Source organism: Mangrovimonas aestuarii, assembly GCF_028767185.1.
Lineage (GTDB): Bacteria > Bacteroidota > Bacteroidia > Flavobacteriales > Flavobacteriaceae > Mangrovimonas_B > Mangrovimonas_B aestuarii.
This window is the reverse complement of the sequence record NZ_JARACK010000010.1, coordinates 83,257-100,698: the sequence shown is the minus strand read 5'-3', so window position 1 is coordinate 100,698 and position 17,442 is coordinate 83,257. Positions and strand designations below refer to the sequence as shown.

Below are 17,442 nucleotides of genomic sequence, written 5' to 3'. Positions count from 1 at the left end.
ACGTATCGGCCGGAGAGCACACGGTAACGGTGCGCGACAAGAACGGCTGTGGAGAGGCCAGCGTGACGGTAACGGTGATGGACTACATGAAGTTCTTTACCCCGAACGGCGACGGCTACAACGACACATGGACAATTTCCGCAATGGACAACCAGCCGGATGCAAAGATCTACATCTTTGACCGCTACGGAAAACTGCTAAAACAGCTAAGCCCAGCGGACGATGGTTGGGACGGTAACTTCAACGGGGTCGCCATGCCTAGCAACGACTACTGGTTTACCATAGAGTACAGTGAACCGAGAACGGGAGAAATAAAGACCTTTAGGTCGCACTTTACTTTGAAGAGGTAAATTAGATATATCATTAATAAAAAAGCTGCACTAATTATAAGGGCAGCTTTTTTTATTTGTAATTTTAGCTAAACAGGGCTAATAGTTCAGTTTATCGAAATAATAGTATCTTTGGACGATGTAAATTAAGTGTCAATGAATAGTAAAATACGCCATACTAGAACTAGAGCTCAAGAGAGTTCAAATGCTATAGAGCGTATGTATATTACTATGAGACACTTGTTTAATCGTGGATTTTATAAGCCCATGGGGATTTCCGGTGATTCATTACGAGAATCCCTGCTAGTACTTCGACCTGAGATTTATGGCTCTGTTAGTGATGAAAAAGCCGAATTAGAAGGTTTACTTTATGTAATTGATAGATTACCCCAAGGTATTGAAGAGTGCCGATTTATTAATTTAACTAGTGATGAGGGCTATGCCAATTCTCATTTCAAACCAATCATTCCTATTAAGCGAAGACGAAACTGTTACAGGATTGATAATGAACAGATGAACATTGAAGTAACAAGAGGGCGTTCTGAAATCTATGATATCCTTACTCATTTAACCTTTCTGTTTATTGAGTCACATAAAATTAGTAAAAGGGTATTGGTAGATGAAGACGGTGCTACAACTAGGGATTGGGAGAAGCTTGAGCAAGCTGTTTTGTCAGAAAACGAGCTTAGTCAACAAGAGCGTGAGGTTGCTATAACACATACGGCAAATATTTTGGGGAGAACATTTAAAGAACTTACTCAAGTTTATTCTAGTTTTGCAACTTCAGCACAACCAGAACGGTTATTGCATATAATATATTGGTTGGGAAAACTGGCCATAGACGAAATGGTTAGTAATGCTAAACGAACGGTAACATTTAGTCCTGTTTTGAGGGAGCGTTTAGGACATCATATTCATGGAGAGGCTTGGGCGAATACGATTAAGGAGAAACTTTTTGACAATAATTTACTTAATCGTCCAATACATATTATCAGTGCCAATATGCACAGTGTTATGAATACTTTATTAACGCCAATAATTCACAAGGATGACATTCACAAGAAGGGCGTTTTTTCGGTTTATGAATTATTGAGTAAAAGGGAAAATAATGTATTGCGCAATAAAATAGAACAAGGGGCGTTGCAGATGGGGATGCATTACATAAAGGATGAATCTGGGACCAATATAGATGTGCAGATTTTTGATTTAGATCGTCTCAATATAGACGAACTAGACATAACTGTAAATACCCTAACTCTTGAAAAGGAAAAACCTGTTTTATTGGTGATGGATTATGCTTTTGGAGAACAGGCTTACGAAACTATAGATGAATTGCTAAAACCTTATGAGTTAAATGGGGGTAAAATTCATTTGAATGTCAAGTCGATATCAATTATGGGAAAAGCAGGAATTCTTGAAGGAGGAAAAGGGGATATCATGATTCCTTCTGCCCATATTTTTGAGGGTACAGCAGATAACTACCCTATTGATAACGAACTCAAAAAAGAAGACCTTGAAGGGCATGGAATTGACGTCTATGAAGGGGCGATGGTAACTGTTTTGGGGACTTCCTTACAGAACAAGGATATTCTGAGCTTTTTCCATAATTCCACCTGGAATGTTATTGGGTTGGAAATGGAAGGCGCACACTACCAAAAAGCTATTCAAGCAGCTTCGAGGGTAAGGGGAAATATTAATCGAGATGTAAAAGTGAGATATGCGTACTATGCCAGTGATAACCCTCTGGAGACAGGAAGTACATTAGCATCTGGAGGCCTTGGAACATCGGGTGTTAAACCTACATATTTAATAACAAGAAGAATATTAGAACAAATTTTGAATACATGACAAACAATCCTTATAACAACCAACAGAATACTTCGGAAGAGGTGGATTTGGGACAATTGTTTAAAATAATTGGGCAGCTTTTTGACCGGTTTTTTAATTTCATCGGTTCCATCTTTAAAGCTATATTTTCTGTTTTTATTTATGCCTTGAAGGCTATAATTGTAAATTTTAAATTGATAGCTGCTGTAATTGTTGTATCTGCTTTATTGGGGTTTGGACTTGAAAAAACGAAACCAACAACATATAAGTCGCAGATGTTGGTTAAGCCATACTTTGACTCCCAATATGAGATGATTACCAATGTTAGGAATTTGAACTCATTAGTGTCTACACAAAGATATGAAACCTTGGCAGAATTGTTTAAAATGGATGTAGATGAAGTCAAGGCCATTGCTGGTATTGAAATCAATCCGGGACCTGAAAGTGAAAACGATCAATATAGGGCTTATGATGAATATGTTAAGTCGATAGATACTGTTTCTGGAATTGAACTTACTTTTAAACAATATATATCCAATAGAAGTATTTATGAATATAGGATATATGAAATAAGCGTGCTTTCCAATAAGAAGGATATTTATAAAGGTCTTGAAAATGGTATTATTGAATCTTTTAATACGGAGTATTCAAAGAATAAAATGAAAAAAAGGGATCAAGTTATAGAAATCCAAAGGGAGAATCTATTGACTTCAATAAGAGAAATTGATTCTTTGCAGAATGTGTATATAAAAGTATTGGAAGATGAGAACAAAACTGGAGGAAATGTTATTGAACTAGCTGAAGGGCTTACAATAGGGAAGGATAAAACAACAACCAAGGAGTTTGAATTATTAAGTCAGGAACTGCTTTTGCGTGATGCATTGAAAGAATTGGAAGAGGAGAAAATCCTTGAAGACGTGCCTTTTGAAGTGCTTTCCGGTTTTCAGGCTATAGGTAATAAAGCCAGTATTATTGAAAAATATGTTGTTGTTTTCCCTGCAATAGCTTTTTTATTACTATGCCTTGTTTTCCTTACTAATAAGCTAGTTAAGTTTGTAAATAAATATGGAGAATAGAGTTGTTTTAGTAACGGGTGGTGCTGGGTTTATCGGTTCTAATTTTATTCCTTATTTCTTAGAGAAAAATAAAAATACTAAGATTGTTAATTTAGATAAGCTCACTTATGCAGGTGAGCTTTCTAATTTAAGAGAAATAGAGGGCAGCATAAACTATGAATTCATCAAAGGGGATATCTGTGATAAAGAACTGGTATTTAGTATTTTTGAAAAGTATAAGTTTAATGGCGTTATTCATTTTGCTGCGGAATCGCACGTAGATAATTCAATAGCAGGCCCTGAAGCCTTTATACAAACTAATGTTTTGGGTACGTTCAACTTATTGGAGGCAGCAAGAAAACATTGGTTAAACGGTCCAAACGAATATACAAAAGGATTTGAGGACTCTCTTTTTCATCATATCTCAACAGATGAAGTGTATGGAACATTAGGGGAAACCGGTTACTTTACGGAGAATACAGCCTATGCGCCCAACAGTCCCTATAGTGCAACAAAGGCTTCTTCGGATTTCTTGGTTAGAAGCTATTACCATACCTACGGACTAAATGTCGTGACTACCAATTGTTCAAACAACTATGGGCCTAAGCAACACGATGAGAAGCTTATTCCAACAATTATCAGGAAAGCATTGTTGGGAGAGCCTATTCCCATTTATGGTGAAGGTAAAAATGTAAGAGATTGGCTTTATGTTTTAGATCATTGTAAAGGGATAGAACTTGTTTACAAAAAAGGGCAATTAGGAGAAACGTATATAATTGGTGGAGGAAATGAAAGAAACAATTTGTATATAGCCAATATCGTTTGTGATATTTTGGATGAACTAAAGCCAAAAGAAAAATCATATAAAGATCAGGTTGCATTTGTAACAGATAGGCCTGGACATGATTTTAGATATGCTATAGATGCTGAAAAGATAAAAAATGAGTTAGGGTGGCAAGCCGAAGAAAATTTTGAGTCAGGAATTAGAAAAACGGTTCAATGGTATCTTAAAAAATATTCTACGATATGAAAGGAATAATCCTCGCTGGCGGTTCGGGAACGAGATTACATCCGTTAACAAAAGTTGTCAGTAAGCAACTAATGCCAATTTACGACAAGCCGATGATTTATTATCCCTTAAGCACCTTGATGTCTGCAGGGATAAGAGAAATATTGATTATATCAACATCAATAGACACTCCTCGATTTAAGTCGCTTTTGGGAGATGGTAGTGATTATGGCTGTATGTTTAGTTATGCAGTTCAGGAGGAGCCCAAAGGACTGGCAGAGGCATTTTTGATTGGTGAAGAATTTATTGGTTCTGATAGCGTGGCCTTGATACTCGGTGATAATATTTTTTATGGTTCGGGTTTACAAGAGCTGCTCCAGTCGTCTACAAATCTAAACGGTGGCGTAATTTTTGCCTATCATGTTCAAGATCCCAAACGCTATGGCGTTGTTGATTTTGATGAAAACAAAAAAGCTGTATCGATTGAAGAAAAACCAACAAATCCGCGTTCCAATTACGCAGTTCCTGGCATTTACTTTTATGATAATAAAGTGGTAGATATTGCGAAATCAATACAACCGAGCCAAAGAGGAGAGCTTGAGATTACAGATATCAACAAAGTATATTTACAAAAAGGAGAGTTAAACGTTAGGATTCTGGACAAGGGTACTGCATGGTTAGATACGGGAACATTTCAATCTTTAATGCAGGCTTCCCAATTTGTTCAGGTAATAGAAGAGCGTCAGGGACTTAAAGTAGGCTGTATTGAAGAGATGGCCTATAATATGGGGTTTATAGATAAAGAACAATTGTTGAAATTGGCCAAGCCATTGATTAAAAGTGGTTATGGTAAGTATTTAGAACAGCTAAAATGAGAGTAGAGAAAACAGGTCTAAAAGATTGCTTTGTTGTTATTCCTTCAGTTTACAAAGATGATCGAGGTTATTTTTTTGAGTCATTCAACCAAAAGGAATTTAATGCTCATACAGGGATTAATGTTAATTTTGTTCAGGATAATCAGTCTTTGTCACAAAGAGGAGTATTGAGAGGATTGCATTTTCAGAAGGGAGCATTCGCCCAAGCTAAACTTGTAAGAGTGATTAAGGGAAGCGTTTTGGATGTTTGTGTAGACTTAAGAAAAGAATCTCCAACATTCAAAAAGTCTTTTTCGATTGTTTTAGATGATACAGAAAACAAACAGTTATTTATTCCTAGAGGATTTGCCCATGGCTTTTTAGTGCTTGAAGACAATACCATTTTTTCTTATAAATGTGATAATTATTACTCAAAAGATCATGAGGGAGGAATCATTTACAATGATCCTCAGTTAGCTGTTGATTGGGGTATTGGAGATATGGAGATTAATTTGTCAGAAAAGGATAGGGTGCTACCGTTACTAGAAGAATTGGTGTTATGAGAAAACATGTGCTAGTTACTGGTGCTAACGGACAACTTGGGATGACGTTGAGGAACTTGGCGTCTCAATACCCGGATCTTGATTTTACTTTCTTGGGCTCAAAAGAATTAGACATTACTAATTCAAAGCAGCTGCAACATTGCTTTTCTAAGAATCGTTTTGATTATTGTATTAACTGTGCTGCATACACAGCTGTTGATAGAGCAGAAAGCGAGCCTGAAAAGGCATATGCTGTAAATGCAGAGGGAGTGCTGAATCTGGCGCTTAATTGTAAAGATAATGCTGTGATCTTGTTGCATGTTTCTACCGATTTTGTGTTTGATGGGACTAAGACAACCCCTTATAAGGAAACAGACCATCCTAATCCAATAAATGTTTATGGGGCTTCTAAACTCAAAGGAGAAGAATATATTAAGGGGGTGTTGGAGAACTATTATATACTTAGAACTTCATGGGTGTACTCCCTTTATGGGAATAATTTTGTGAAAACGATGCTGAGGCTAGCTAAAGAAAAAAAGGAATTGAAAGTGGTAAATGATCAGATTGGAAGTCCTACTTTTGCAGGGGATTTAGCCGGGGCAATATTGAACATGTTAACTACCGAAACTTTGGAATATGGTACCTATCATTACTCTAATGAAGGAGGGATAAGTTGGTTTGAATTTGCAAAAGGAATTTTTGAAGTTAAAGGAATCAATCAAGATGTTTTACCCATTTCTACTGACGAATTTTTGGCCAAGGCTAAGAGACCTATGTATTCTGTTTTAGATCTTTCTGCTATTTTAAATAGTGGCTTTGAAGTTAAAAAATGGAAAGATGCCTTGTATAGGTGTTTAAAATAGGCGATGAACGATATATTAAAGCAAGGCTTTGAATGATTTGAACTAATGATGAAAAGAAACCTGATAATTTTTGGAACTCGGCCAGAAGCGATAAAAATGGCTCCATTGGTAAAAGCCTTTGAGAAAAGGAACACTGATTTTGTCACAAAAGTTTGTATTACAGCTCAACATAGAGAAATGTTAGATCAGGTTTTGGAGTTTTTCGAGATTAAACCGGACTATGATCTTGATTTAATGAAACCAAACCAAAATCTCTATACCTTAACTTCAGATATTATCTCTGGTCTTAAGCCTGTTTTGGAGGAATTTAAACCAGATTTTGTTTATGTTCATGGAGATACCACCACTACTATGGCGGCCAGTATCGCTTCTTTTTATTCTGGGGCTAAAGTATGTCACGTAGAAGCGGGTTTACGCACGTTTAATAAGTGGTCTCCGTTTCCCGAAGAAATGAACCGAAGTATTGCTGGCAGGGTTTCCGATTTTCATTTTGCACCAACAGTAACTTCTAAACATAATTTGTTATCCGAGAATGTTTCAGAAAATAGCATTTTAGTTACTGGAAATACAGTAATAGATGCTTTAAACTTTAGCTCAGAAAAGGTAGTTAATGGGTATGTAGATGATGAGATAAGAAAGTTGGCATCTGTAATAGATGATACAAAGCGTCAAATTTTAGTAACAGGACATAGGCGGGAAAATCACGGACAAGGGTTTATCAATATTTGCGAATCGCTTAAACAAATAGCTTTAAACCACAATGATTGTGAAATTGTATATCCGGTGCATCTTAATCCGAATGTGCAAAAGCCTGTTTATGATATTTTAGGAAATACATCAAATATTAAACTGATAGAGCCTTTGTCTTATCCAGCATTTGTGTGGTTAATGAATAAAGCCCATTTAATCATAACCGATAGTGGTGGTGTGCAGGAAGAAGCTCCAAGTTTGGGTAAACCTGTGTTGGTAATGCGTGATACTACAGAGCGCCCTGAAGCAGTAGAAGCGGGAACAGTAATTCTAGTTGGAACAAACGTGGAGAAAATAGTTTCTCAAGCAAAGCGTTTATTGACCAATGATGAGGTTTATGACCAAATGAGTAAGTTGCATAACCCTTATGGTGATGGCAAAGCTTGCGAAAGAATTGTTAATTACATTAATAGTATAAAGAATTTTTAAAATGAATCAACCTGAAGTGGTCATGGTTGGATTGGGCTATATAGGCTTGCCTACAGCCGCTCTAATCGCTCAAAATAAAACAAAGGTTCATGGAGTGGATATTAACTCAAAAGTTGTTGAAACCATTAATAAAGGGGAAATACACATTATTGAACCTGAATTGGACTCAGCAGTAGAAAAAGCTGTTAGAGAGGGGTTTTTAAAAGCTTCTACGACGCCTGTTGCCGCCAATACCTATTTAATTGTAGTACCAACGCCTTTTAAGGGAAAGAACGAACCGGATATTTCATTTGTTGAAGCAGCCACCAAGGCTATTCTCCCTCTTTTAAAGGAAGGCGATCTGTATATCATAGAATCAACATCTCCTGTGGGAACCACAGAGAAAATGATGGAACTTATTTATTCACAGCGCCCTGAATTAAAAGATAAGTTAGATATAGCCTATTGTCCAGAACGTGTGTTGCCTGGAAACGTGATGTACGAACTAGTACACAACGATAGAGTGATAGGTGGAATTAATGACAAATCTACAGACAGGGCTATAGCTTTTTATCGCCAGTTCATTAAAGGTGATTTGCACAGGACTAATGCTAGAACAGCGGAAATGTGCAAACTTGTAGAGAACTCCTCCAGAGATGTACAAATAGCATTTGCGAATGAGTTGTCGCTCATTTGTGATAAGGCTGATATTAATGTTTGGGAGCTTATAGAATTGGCCAATAAACATCCTAGAGTAAACATTCTACAACCAGGCTGCGGCGTGGGTGGCCACTGTATTGCAGTTGATCCGTATTTTATAGTTTCCGACTACCCTTTGGAATCACAAATTATTGGGAAAGCCAGGGAAATCAACAATTATAAATCCTTTTGGTGTGCCGAAAAAGTACAAACGGCTAAATTGGAATTTGAATTGAAACATGGTAGAAAACCGAGCATCGCATTAATGGGGTTGGCATTTAAACCGAATATCGATGATTTAAGGGAATCGCCAGCTAAATATATTGCTCAAAAAGTCCTTCAGAATGCAAATAATGAGGAGTATTTTATAGTAGAGCCAAATATAGAGTCGCATAAGGTGTTTAAACTAACCGATTATAAAATGGCCGCTGCAAACGCCGATATAATTGTGTTTTTAGTGGGGCATAAAGAGTTTAAATCTTTGGAGATCAAAAAGGACAAAATGGTATTGGATTTTTGTGGGGTTAGCAACTTTATAAATTGACAAGATGCTTTTTAATTCACTGGATTTTGCAGTCTTTTTCCCAATAGTTTTTATTCTTTATTGGATTGCTTCACAAAATAAAAATACTAGAAATATTCTTTTATTAGTTTCTAGTTATGTGTTTTACGGTTGGTGGGATTGGAGATTTTTATTTTTGATATTCTTTAGTTCTTTGGTTGATTTTATAATCGGACAAAAAATCTATAAAACAAAAATAGAAAAAGAAAGGAAAGTGTTTTTGGCAATAAGCCTTCTGGTAAACTTGGGTTTTTTGTGTTATTTTAAGTATTCAAATTTCTTTATTGAAACTTTTGTAGATTCTTTTAGACTGTTTGGAAAGGAACTGGAAGTGTCCACTTTAAATATAATCTTACCAGTAGGTATCAGTTTTTATACGTTTCAAACCTTAAGCTATACGATTGATATTTATAGAAAGCAACTAGAGCCAACAAAAGACCCTTTGGCTTTCTTTACATTTGTAGCCTTCTTTCCGCAGTTGGTCGCTGGGCCAATTGAAAGGGCTTCACATTTATTGCCTCAATTCTATAAAACATATAAATTTAATTATGATCAGGTTAAATCGGGGTTATTGCTTATAGCTTTTGGATTGTTTAAAAAAATGGTCATAGCAGATAGGGTTTCAATCCTTGTAAATCAAGTTTATAATAATCCTGAAACATATCATGGTTTTGAAGTTGTTGTGGCGACTATATTTTTTGCTTTTCAAATCTACTGCGATTTCTCTGGGTATTCAGATATAGCAATAGGTGCTGGGAGAACTATGGGCTTTGATTTAATGAAGAACTTCAGGAGCCCCTACCTGTCCAAGTCGATTACGGAGTTTTGGCGTAGATGGCATATTTCCTTGTCAACATGGTTTAGAGACTATGTATATATTCCATTAGGAGGAAGTAGAAACGGAAAGTATAAAACCTATTTCAATCTATTTGTTGTGTTTTTGGTTAGTGGTTTATGGCATGGAGCAGCTATGACTTTTGTTATATGGGGGGTAATTCATGGAATTATAATAGTGGCTGAAAAAGCGTTGACAAAACAAAGGTTAAAGTTCTCTAAAATGCTTAAGATTAATAATAAGTCATTGGCTAGAAAAGTGTTTTACATTTCCATAACATTTACAATTGTATGTTTTGCTTGGATTTTCTTTAGAGCCAATAGTCTAGAAGATTCTTTTGTGTTAATAGGCAATATGGGTGATTTCAAGTCGTCTCAAATCTTAAATCTATACAATTTGGGAATGAGTTCCCAAGAATTATGGACTGCAATATTTGCAATAATACTGTTGGTGGTTTTTGAATGGTTCCATTATAACAGTGACAGAAGTTTATCTAAGACGCTTCCAACCAAGCCACTATTTTTTAGGTGGAGTTTTTATATGGCCATTGGTTTTGTTCTAGTAATATTTGGTGTTTATGGTGATATGGCACCAAAGGAATTTATATACTTTCAATTCTAAGAAATGAAAAAGTTTATTTTAAAAGCTGTTGTTTTTTCCTTCTTGTTTTTGAGTGTTGTATTCTTTGTCAATAAATCTTTTTGTAACATTGGATTAGAGAGCTATAAAACTGAAGAATACAATGAATTTAAAGAAAGTGGGGGTAGCATTGATATAGCACTCTTTGGGTCCTCTCATACATTATGTTCATATGACCCTAGGGTTTTTGAAGCTAAGTTAAATACTAGTACATTTAACTTCGGTATTTCAAGCCAGAGACTTATAACAACTACGCCTGTCATTCAGGAAGTTCTTGAGAATAATGATCTGCAATTAGCCATAGTGGATGTTTTCAAAGGGACACTAAGTCAACCTCCATATATTGATAGGGTAAATAGTTTTCAGCTTAAAACATTTGACTACCTTCCCTTTTCAATTGAAAAATTGGAAGCTATGGAGAAGATTTATGGAGGTGAAAGTATTTTGGAGCAGATTCCGATTTTTAGAGCTCACTCGCTGTGGGAAAATAAATTGACGCAGGAACCTCATTATTTTAAAGAAAGCCAAGACTACTATAAAGGTTACTATTCTGATTTCTCATTTAATAAGAAAAGATGGGAAAGGGCTGTGAAGAATAAAAAAATAGTATCAAAAAACCGGATTATCCCAACAAAATCATTAAGTCAAGAGCAGATGCAAACAATTGATAGGATAATTCAGAAATTTAAAGACAACAATATTCCATTTATATTTGTAAATGCACCTCTTCCAAAAGGATATAGAACTAACGTATATTATACTTACCAAGAACTTATCCGTAAGTATTTAAAATCAAGAAAGGTTGAATATATTGATTTTAATGATTTATACGATACTCTTAATATAACCAAGTGGGATTTTAAAGATGCAGGCCATTTAAACAGTCGGGGAGCCGCCAAAGTATCAAATTATTTAGCAGAATTTGTCAAGAAAAATTATCAAATAAAACGGACTCAACAGGGTACAAAGTACTTAGGAAACAGGTATTATCATATTGATACCGACTTTAAATACACCTTATCTTATAAAGATATAAAAGATCAAAAATTGATTAATGAACTAGGGGTGGAGAAGCTAGTAGTCTATAAAACTAATGACGGTAATTTGGAAATTATGTTTTTAGGAAAAAAAGGTAATCTTAAATATATATCAACAACTGTAAGTTACCAGTTAGGCCAAGGCCAAACTAATGTTTTAGAAGGTGTGAATCCCGAATTTAAAAAGTACTTTAATAAAGGCATTTATAAAAAGGAAACTAACTTAACCAGAGGTTTAAGTTATAATGAATATGAGGTGAAAACGCTTAGAATACCCTGTCACTTTGAAAAAATTGTAGATTTTAAAGTGTTTGTTGGTGGTCATAATTTAAAACAGCAAGAAGTGTTAAGTGTGAGTGAGTTAAATTTAAAGATGTAGGGTTAGCACTCTCAAAAAACAAACACATTTTGTGTTAATTAAAATGTTTTATGAATAATATTTGGCATTTATTGTTGTTGGCTTTGTTAGTGTCTTCTTGTAATGATGCTAAAAACAGATCAAAGGATGAGTCAGTAATAGAGAGAGAAAATCTTGTTGTCAAGGTTGGCTTAACTTCCGATGTAAAGGATGAGTTTGTTTTGACGGTAAATGGAATTGGCATCAATGAAAATCAAAAAAAGAATATTCAAATTATACAAGAAATATTTAAGCCTAATGTAAAACAAGGAATAAAAGCCAATTTTGGTTCCGTTGATAGAGCAGATAATTTTATTTTAAAGTTAGGTAAAAAGGAGAAGGAAGTTATTTTCAATGGGATTGAATTTATTTATGGTGATCAGAAAATTTTGGTTGCTTCATCCAACTTCAAGAGATATTTAAAATGGAATCGTTTTGTTGAGTTTTCAGATAAAGAATTTAGCTTGAGAACAAAACGAGTAAAAGGAGAGCATCATCCTGCAATTTTTGCAAGACAAAAATTGTTGGATTCATTGTTTAAGTAAATTTTTTGGTGAGAGAAAAGATAAATCGCGTTATAGGAAACAATGACTACAAAGAAATTCTTAGTAAAGGGTTTTCTTTTTTGGTGCTAAGGTTAGGTGGATTGCTAGCGGGTTATATATTTACGTATTTAATAGCTCGTGAATACGGAGCCGGTGTTACAGGTTTGGTATCCCTAAGTTTTACATTGATTATGTGCTTGAGCATATTTGGTCGTTTAGGGATAGATGTTAATTTAATCCCTTTTTATTCAGATAAGACTAATCATTCAGATTCCGGGCTGTTTTATAAGGTTTTAGTCAAGGCGTTTTTTGTATCATTAGTATTAGCTTCAATTTTATTTCTTCTTAGGCGCAATTTGGCCATAGATTTTTTTAAAAAACCACAGTTGGAACCCTATATTTTCTGGGCAGCATTAACCATACCGTTTTGGACGATTACTTTGGTATGCGCTGGGTTGTTTAGATCCTTTAAGAAGAATTCTCTTTTTGCATTTTTTAATAACCCTGGGAGGTTTTTATTTACTTTAGTAGTTTTCGCTGGTTATTTGTACATTTCAAACGATAGCTTAAGTGCTATTAAAGCTCATTTTTATGGGGTGTTTATATTGGCCATTGTTAGTGTGTTCTTAACCTTAAAACAGTTTGATAGGCCGAATTTTATACCGAAAACAAATTCTTGGCACTTTTTAAGGCAAGCATTTCCCATGATGTTGTCTGGAGCAATAATTGTATTTTTGGGTTGGGCAGATACGTTTGTTTTAGGAATCTATGAAACCGACGAGACGATAGGGGTTTATAATGTGGCTTTAAAAATTGCAACCCTTACAAGCTTTTCCCTCCAGGCTATAAACTCTATCTTAGCACCAAAAATAGCCTCCTACTACAAATCGGATGAAATCGATAAGTTTAAAACGCTTGTTAAATTTTCAACGCGGATAAATTTTATGTTTACTCTATTTGTTGTGGTTGGAATTGTCTTGTTTCATAAGTTTTTACTAAGCCTTTTTGGTGAGGAGTTTTTAAAAGGGGCATCAGTGCTAATTTTACTTTGTTTAGGGCAGCTTATTAATTCCTTGTCAGGATCAGTTGGCTTAATTTTACAGATGATAGGTAAACAAAAGGTATATCAAAATATTGTGACGATAGCCTTAATAATTAATATTTCCTTGAACTTTGTTTTAACTCCAAAGTTTGGTGCTATGGGGGCAGCTATGGCTACTGTAGCAAGTATAGCTTTTTGGAATATTTATGGAGCAGTTTATTTAAAACGTAAGGAGAACTTGGTTAGTTATTTTACATTATGAAAGTGAACAATATTCTCAAAGCACGGATGCCTTTTTTTGTTGTTTTAATTTTTGACTCACTTAAAGTGATTTTAAGATTTATAATAAAACGACATAAAATTTCAAATAATGATGACGGTTCCCTATCTCCATTTTTTATAATAGGTTCAGGACGTTCTGGAAACACGCTTTTAAGATCATTATTGGTTACAGGTAACCAAGTGGCTATCCCTCCTGAATCGTATGTTTGGCCTAGGATATATAGGAAGTACAAGGCGTTATCGTTTTTGCCTTGGGAGACTTTAAGCTCAATGGTTGTTTCTGAATTTGAAGCTTATAAGGAGTTTTATACATGGGAGATGAATTTATCAAGTGCTCATTTAGAGTCGAGGAATCTCCCACCAACGAAACAATCGTTAGCTAATGTTATTAATGTAATTTATAACACTTATATTAATTCCCAGGGAACTCAAGCAAAGAGATGGGGAGATAAAACACCAATTAACACCATATTCATTGATAAAATTGCAAAAATATTTCCTAAAGCGCAATATATACATATAGTTAGGGATCCTAGAGATGTTGTTTGTTCTTATGTTAAGGCTAATTTGTACGATGATTATTTTGAAGCACTAAAGTTTTGGAAAGAGGCCAATAGAAAAGCTGAATTATTAAGGAAGCAGCTGCCTGAAGATAGGTTTTATCAAATAAGATATGAAGATTTGGTAAAGTCTCCTGATTCAGAATTGAAAAAAATATGTGATTTTTTGGGTGTTGATTACAGTCCTGAAATGTTATTGTTTTGGAAAAATAAAAATGAACTAGGAGATGTGAAATATAATCAACATCATGATAATATTGGTAATCCAATAAGTACGGCTTCAGTGGGTAAATGGAAAAAAATATTGTCGAATGATGAATTGCAGTATATAGAAACTAATGCAGCAGAGCAAATCCAGAAATATAGTTACTTGTGAGCTTACAGATAAATAATGCTATCTATAGAGTTGTACGGCCACTTTTCTTAGTAATGGTCTTCATGAGTGTGTTCAAAGGTGTGTTTATGACCATATTCAAAAGCCGCATATTTGAGTATCTAGACGAGGTTGCTTTTTTGATTTCTATTATGGTTTTACTACCAATCTTTTTGATGAAAAGGAGGATTAAGCTTATTTACTTCTTTGTTGGAGTGTTTGTTGTTTACTCTGTTGCTGTTAGCTTGTTTTTTGGACTTAATAGTGATTTTTTAGAAATTATTCTTCAGACCTTTATTACGATTAAGTTTTTTATAATTCTTCTAGCATTGATCGAGCTTTTTAAGGATAGCCGAAGAACATTAAACAATTTTTTTTTATTCACGGTCTGTTTTGCAGGTTTAGGTGTCCTAATACATGTTATTCTTGGTGTCAGATTTAATCATTTGATGGAGATTGCAACCTTTGCAAGACCGAATATTAGGTATGTAGGATTCTTTACTCATCCAAACCATTTGGCATATATAGCGTTACTTTACATGATCTATGTATTAAATATAAAATTTGTGAAGCAAAGTAGCTTGAGTTTCTATGATTGGATTAAAATAGTAACAGCATTCTTCGTGATAATTTTGGCGGATTCCAGAACGGCAATGCTTGCAGCAGGTATTTTGTTTTTTGTGTTTTATTGGGAGTTAATTAAAAGGAACTATAAGATAATATTAAGTGGGGTGTTAATTGGGGTTTTAGGGCTTGCTTATGTTTGGTTTTATACAGGTCTTGTCGAGTCAATAGGTCGAAATTTAAGAGATACATTTGACCTTTCTAGTCACTATATAAGAGGAAATATGATATACCTTTCGGGTTTGATTTTTCTTGATTTTTTTCCAATAGGCACTGGTGCTGCAACCTTTGGATCAGTATTGTCTGGAGATACGGTATATGCTTTGTATGGACAAGCTGACCGATATTATTTTGTAAGTAAAAAGGGTATTTACGATAGTAACGTGGCATCAATAGTTGGTGAATATGGTTTTCTGGGGATAATATTTTTCATATTTCTATTTTATTATCTAATCAAATATTTAAAGGGGTTTACTTCTCATAAAACATTGATGTTGCCTTTGGTGTTTTTATTTTTGTTTTATTCAATTACAAACCCCATGTTAACAAATAACCTTTATGTATTGTTGACTTCAGTTGTATTGGTTTTACTGGTTAATAAGGATGAGATAATTTCTGTTGATAATCTATGAGAGTCTTGATCGTATCCAACATGTATCCTAGTAAGCAAAAAGCTTATGCGGGAATCTTTGTGAAAAACCAATTTGATGAATTAAAGAGAGTATTTAGCGAAGAGGATAGGCTTGATATTTTTTATATGGAGCGGGCATTTACCTCAAAACTAGGCTCTTTTATTAAATACCTTAGAGCTGGGGTTAAATTCATTCCTTTTTTGTTCAAGAAGTATGATGTGGTGCATTTGCACTTTTTTTTTCCACTGATAATATTGGTTTGGTTCTATAAAAAATTACACCCCAAGACTAAGGTTATCGTTACTTTTCATGGCTCAGATATTAATAGCAGGGTAAATGAAAAAAACCAATTGTATTACAAGAAGTTAGCTAAATGTGTTGATTTTGCTATACCAGTTGGAGAAGAACTTTCTTTGACAGTGGAATCTAAATTAGGATTAAAAACAGGGAAAGTTTTATCGGCAGGAGTCGATTCTAAAGTGTTTTATAAAATGCCAGAAGAACCTAAAGTATATGATTGTATTTTTGTAGGGTCTTTTTTTGAAGTCAAGGGAATTGACTTGCTCCTTCAAGCCATTAAGGCTTTGCCTAAGACGTTTTCATTTTGTATTGTGGGTAAAGGAATAAAGTATGAGACTTTAATACATCAAATGAGAAAAGATGGGTATAAAATCACGTTAATGATAGATAAAACACAGGATGATTTAAGGCTTTTGTTTAATCAGTCACGGTTTTTAGTCCAACCCTCTAGAGAGGAAGGTTTTGGGCTTGTCGCAGCCGAAGCAATGTTTTGTGGGGTACCTGTAATTGTTTCAAGGGTTGGAGGATTCAAGGAGCAGGTAATTCATGATAGGAACGGATATTTTTTTGATAAAGAAAATATTAAACAGCTATACAACCTCCTCTTGAAGACTAAAGAGATGCCTATAAGTAAGTATGAAAACCTACAACAATGTGCTTTGGATAGTTCTAAGAAGTTATCTTTACAACAAGTTTGCAAAGAATTAATGTTAATCTATAAAAGCCTTAGTTTATAAGTTTTGAAAAAGATTTTTTACCTGGTTTATATATTGTTTTTTAAGAATACCCCTGAGGATTATAGACCTTATGCCTTCTTTTTTCCTGGAATAAGATCATTATTGGTAAAGCACTATTTAATACAATGTGGAAAATCTCCTAGGGTAAAAAAAGGTGCTGAGATATCACCTAATGCAACTTTGGGAGATGATTCTGAACTAGGTACTCGATGTATGATTCAGGCCAACGTACATATTGGTGATAATGTTATAATGGGGCCAGATGTTAAAATATATTCAAGAAACCATAAGTTTGACCGATTGGATATCCCCATACAAAAACAAGGTAAAACCTATTATGAAACCTTTATTGGTAATGATGTTTGGTTAGGGGCTAATGTAATAGTTACTGCAGGATGTAAAATTGGTAACCACGTAATTGTGGCTGCAGGAGCGGTAGTAACCAAAGATGTGCCTAATTATGCTATTGTAGGTGGGGTACCTGCCAAAATTTTAAAGTACAGAAATTCTTGATTAACAAAGATTGTTAAATAATGTGTTT

At 34.6% G+C, this 17,442-nt stretch carries 17 protein-coding genes; all 17 read left to right on the top strand.

Annotated elements, in window-relative coordinates; genetic code table 11:
- Positions 1 to 350: T9SS type B sorting domain-containing protein (locus tag PWU04_RS12520; protein WP_274476459.1), on the top strand; the 350-nt coding region annotated here is incomplete at its 5' end.
- Positions 351 to 485: 135 nt separating this feature from the next.
- Entirely contained in the window at positions 486 to 2,177 is a 1,692-nt protein-coding gene (locus tag PWU04_RS12515; RefSeq protein ID WP_274476458.1) for a DUF6909 family protein, read from the top strand.
- Positions 2,174 to 3,232, top strand: coding sequence for a hypothetical protein (locus tag PWU04_RS12510; RefSeq protein WP_274476457.1), 1,059 nt, complete (start codon positions 2,174 to 2,176; stop codon positions 3,230 to 3,232). The genes PWU04_RS12515 and PWU04_RS12510 overlap by 4 nt, the downstream gene beginning before the upstream one ends.
- A complete protein-coding gene (gene rfbB, locus PWU04_RS12505) occupies positions 3,222 to 4,241 on the top strand; it encodes a dTDP-glucose 4,6-dehydratase (protein ID WP_274476456.1) in 1,020 nt (339 codons plus the stop codon). The genes PWU04_RS12510 and rfbB overlap by 11 nt, the downstream gene beginning before the upstream one ends.
- Positions 4,238 to 5,095 carry a glucose-1-phosphate thymidylyltransferase RfbA gene (rfbA, locus tag PWU04_RS12500; protein ID WP_274476455.1) on the top strand — a complete coding sequence of 286 codons (858 nt, stop codon included), beginning with the start codon at positions 4,238 to 4,240 and terminating at the stop codon, positions 5,093 to 5,095. Before rfbB ends, rfbA begins: the two co-directional genes overlap by 4 nt.
- Positions 5,092 to 5,637, top strand: coding sequence for a dTDP-4-dehydrorhamnose 3,5-epimerase (gene rfbC / locus PWU04_RS12495; RefSeq protein WP_274476454.1), 546 nt, complete (start codon positions 5,092 to 5,094; stop codon positions 5,635 to 5,637). Before rfbA ends, rfbC begins: the two co-directional genes overlap by 4 nt.
- Positions 5,634 to 6,479, top strand: coding sequence for a dTDP-4-dehydrorhamnose reductase (gene rfbD, locus PWU04_RS12490; RefSeq protein ID WP_274476453.1), 846 nt, complete (start codon positions 5,634 to 5,636; stop codon positions 6,477 to 6,479). The genes rfbC and rfbD overlap by 4 nt, the downstream gene beginning before the upstream one ends.
- A gap of 48 nt (positions 6,480 to 6,527) precedes the next feature.
- Positions 6,528 to 7,658, top strand: a complete 1,131-nt coding sequence (gene wecB / locus PWU04_RS12485; protein ID WP_274476461.1) for a non-hydrolyzing UDP-N-acetylglucosamine 2-epimerase — start codon at positions 6,528 to 6,530, stop codon at positions 7,656 to 7,658.
- 1 nt (position 7,659) lies between these two features.
- Positions 7,660 to 8,880, top strand: coding sequence for a UDP-N-acetyl-D-mannosamine dehydrogenase (wecC, locus tag PWU04_RS12480; RefSeq protein WP_274476452.1), 1,221 nt, complete (start codon positions 7,660 to 7,662; stop codon positions 8,878 to 8,880).
- Positions 8,881 to 8,884: 4 nt separating this feature from the next.
- Positions 8,885 to 10,354 carry an MBOAT family O-acyltransferase gene (locus PWU04_RS12475; RefSeq protein ID WP_274476451.1) on the top strand — a complete coding sequence of 490 codons (1,470 nt, stop codon included), beginning with the start codon at positions 8,885 to 8,887 and terminating at the stop codon, positions 10,352 to 10,354.
- A gap of 3 nt (positions 10,355 to 10,357) precedes the next feature.
- Positions 10,358 to 11,788, top strand: a complete 1,431-nt coding sequence (locus PWU04_RS12470; RefSeq protein WP_274476450.1) for an SGNH/GDSL hydrolase family protein — start codon at positions 10,358 to 10,360, stop codon at positions 11,786 to 11,788.
- Between the two features lie 50 nt (positions 11,789 to 11,838).
- A complete protein-coding gene (locus tag PWU04_RS12465) occupies positions 11,839 to 12,351 on the top strand; it encodes a hypothetical protein (protein WP_274476449.1) in 513 nt (170 codons plus the stop codon).
- Positions 12,352 to 12,359: 8 nt separating this feature from the next.
- Complete coding sequence (locus tag PWU04_RS12460) at positions 12,360 to 13,655, top strand: flippase (RefSeq protein WP_274476448.1); 1,296 nt, start codon at positions 12,360 to 12,362, stop codon at positions 13,653 to 13,655.
- A complete protein-coding gene (locus PWU04_RS12455) occupies positions 13,652 to 14,611 on the top strand; it encodes a sulfotransferase family protein (RefSeq protein ID WP_274476447.1) in 960 nt (319 codons plus the stop codon). Before PWU04_RS12460 ends, PWU04_RS12455 begins: the two co-directional genes overlap by 4 nt.
- 86 nt (positions 14,612 to 14,697) lie before the next feature.
- Positions 14,698 to 15,864: an O-antigen ligase family protein gene (locus PWU04_RS12450; RefSeq protein ID WP_274476446.1), complete on the top strand. Its 1,167-nt coding sequence runs from the start codon at positions 14,698 to 14,700 to the stop codon at positions 15,862 to 15,864.
- Positions 15,865 to 15,884: 20 nt separating this feature from the next.
- Complete coding sequence (locus PWU04_RS12445; RefSeq protein WP_274476445.1) at positions 15,885 to 16,901, top strand: glycosyltransferase family 4 protein; 1,017 nt, start codon at positions 15,885 to 15,887, stop codon at positions 16,899 to 16,901.
- A 3-nt stretch (positions 16,902 to 16,904) separates the two neighbouring features.
- Positions 16,905 to 17,414 (top strand): acyltransferase, encoded by a 510-nt coding sequence (locus PWU04_RS12440; RefSeq protein ID WP_274476444.1) that lies wholly within the window; start codon positions 16,905 to 16,907, stop codon positions 17,412 to 17,414.
- The last annotated feature ends 28 nt before the right edge of the window (positions 17,415 to 17,442 follow it).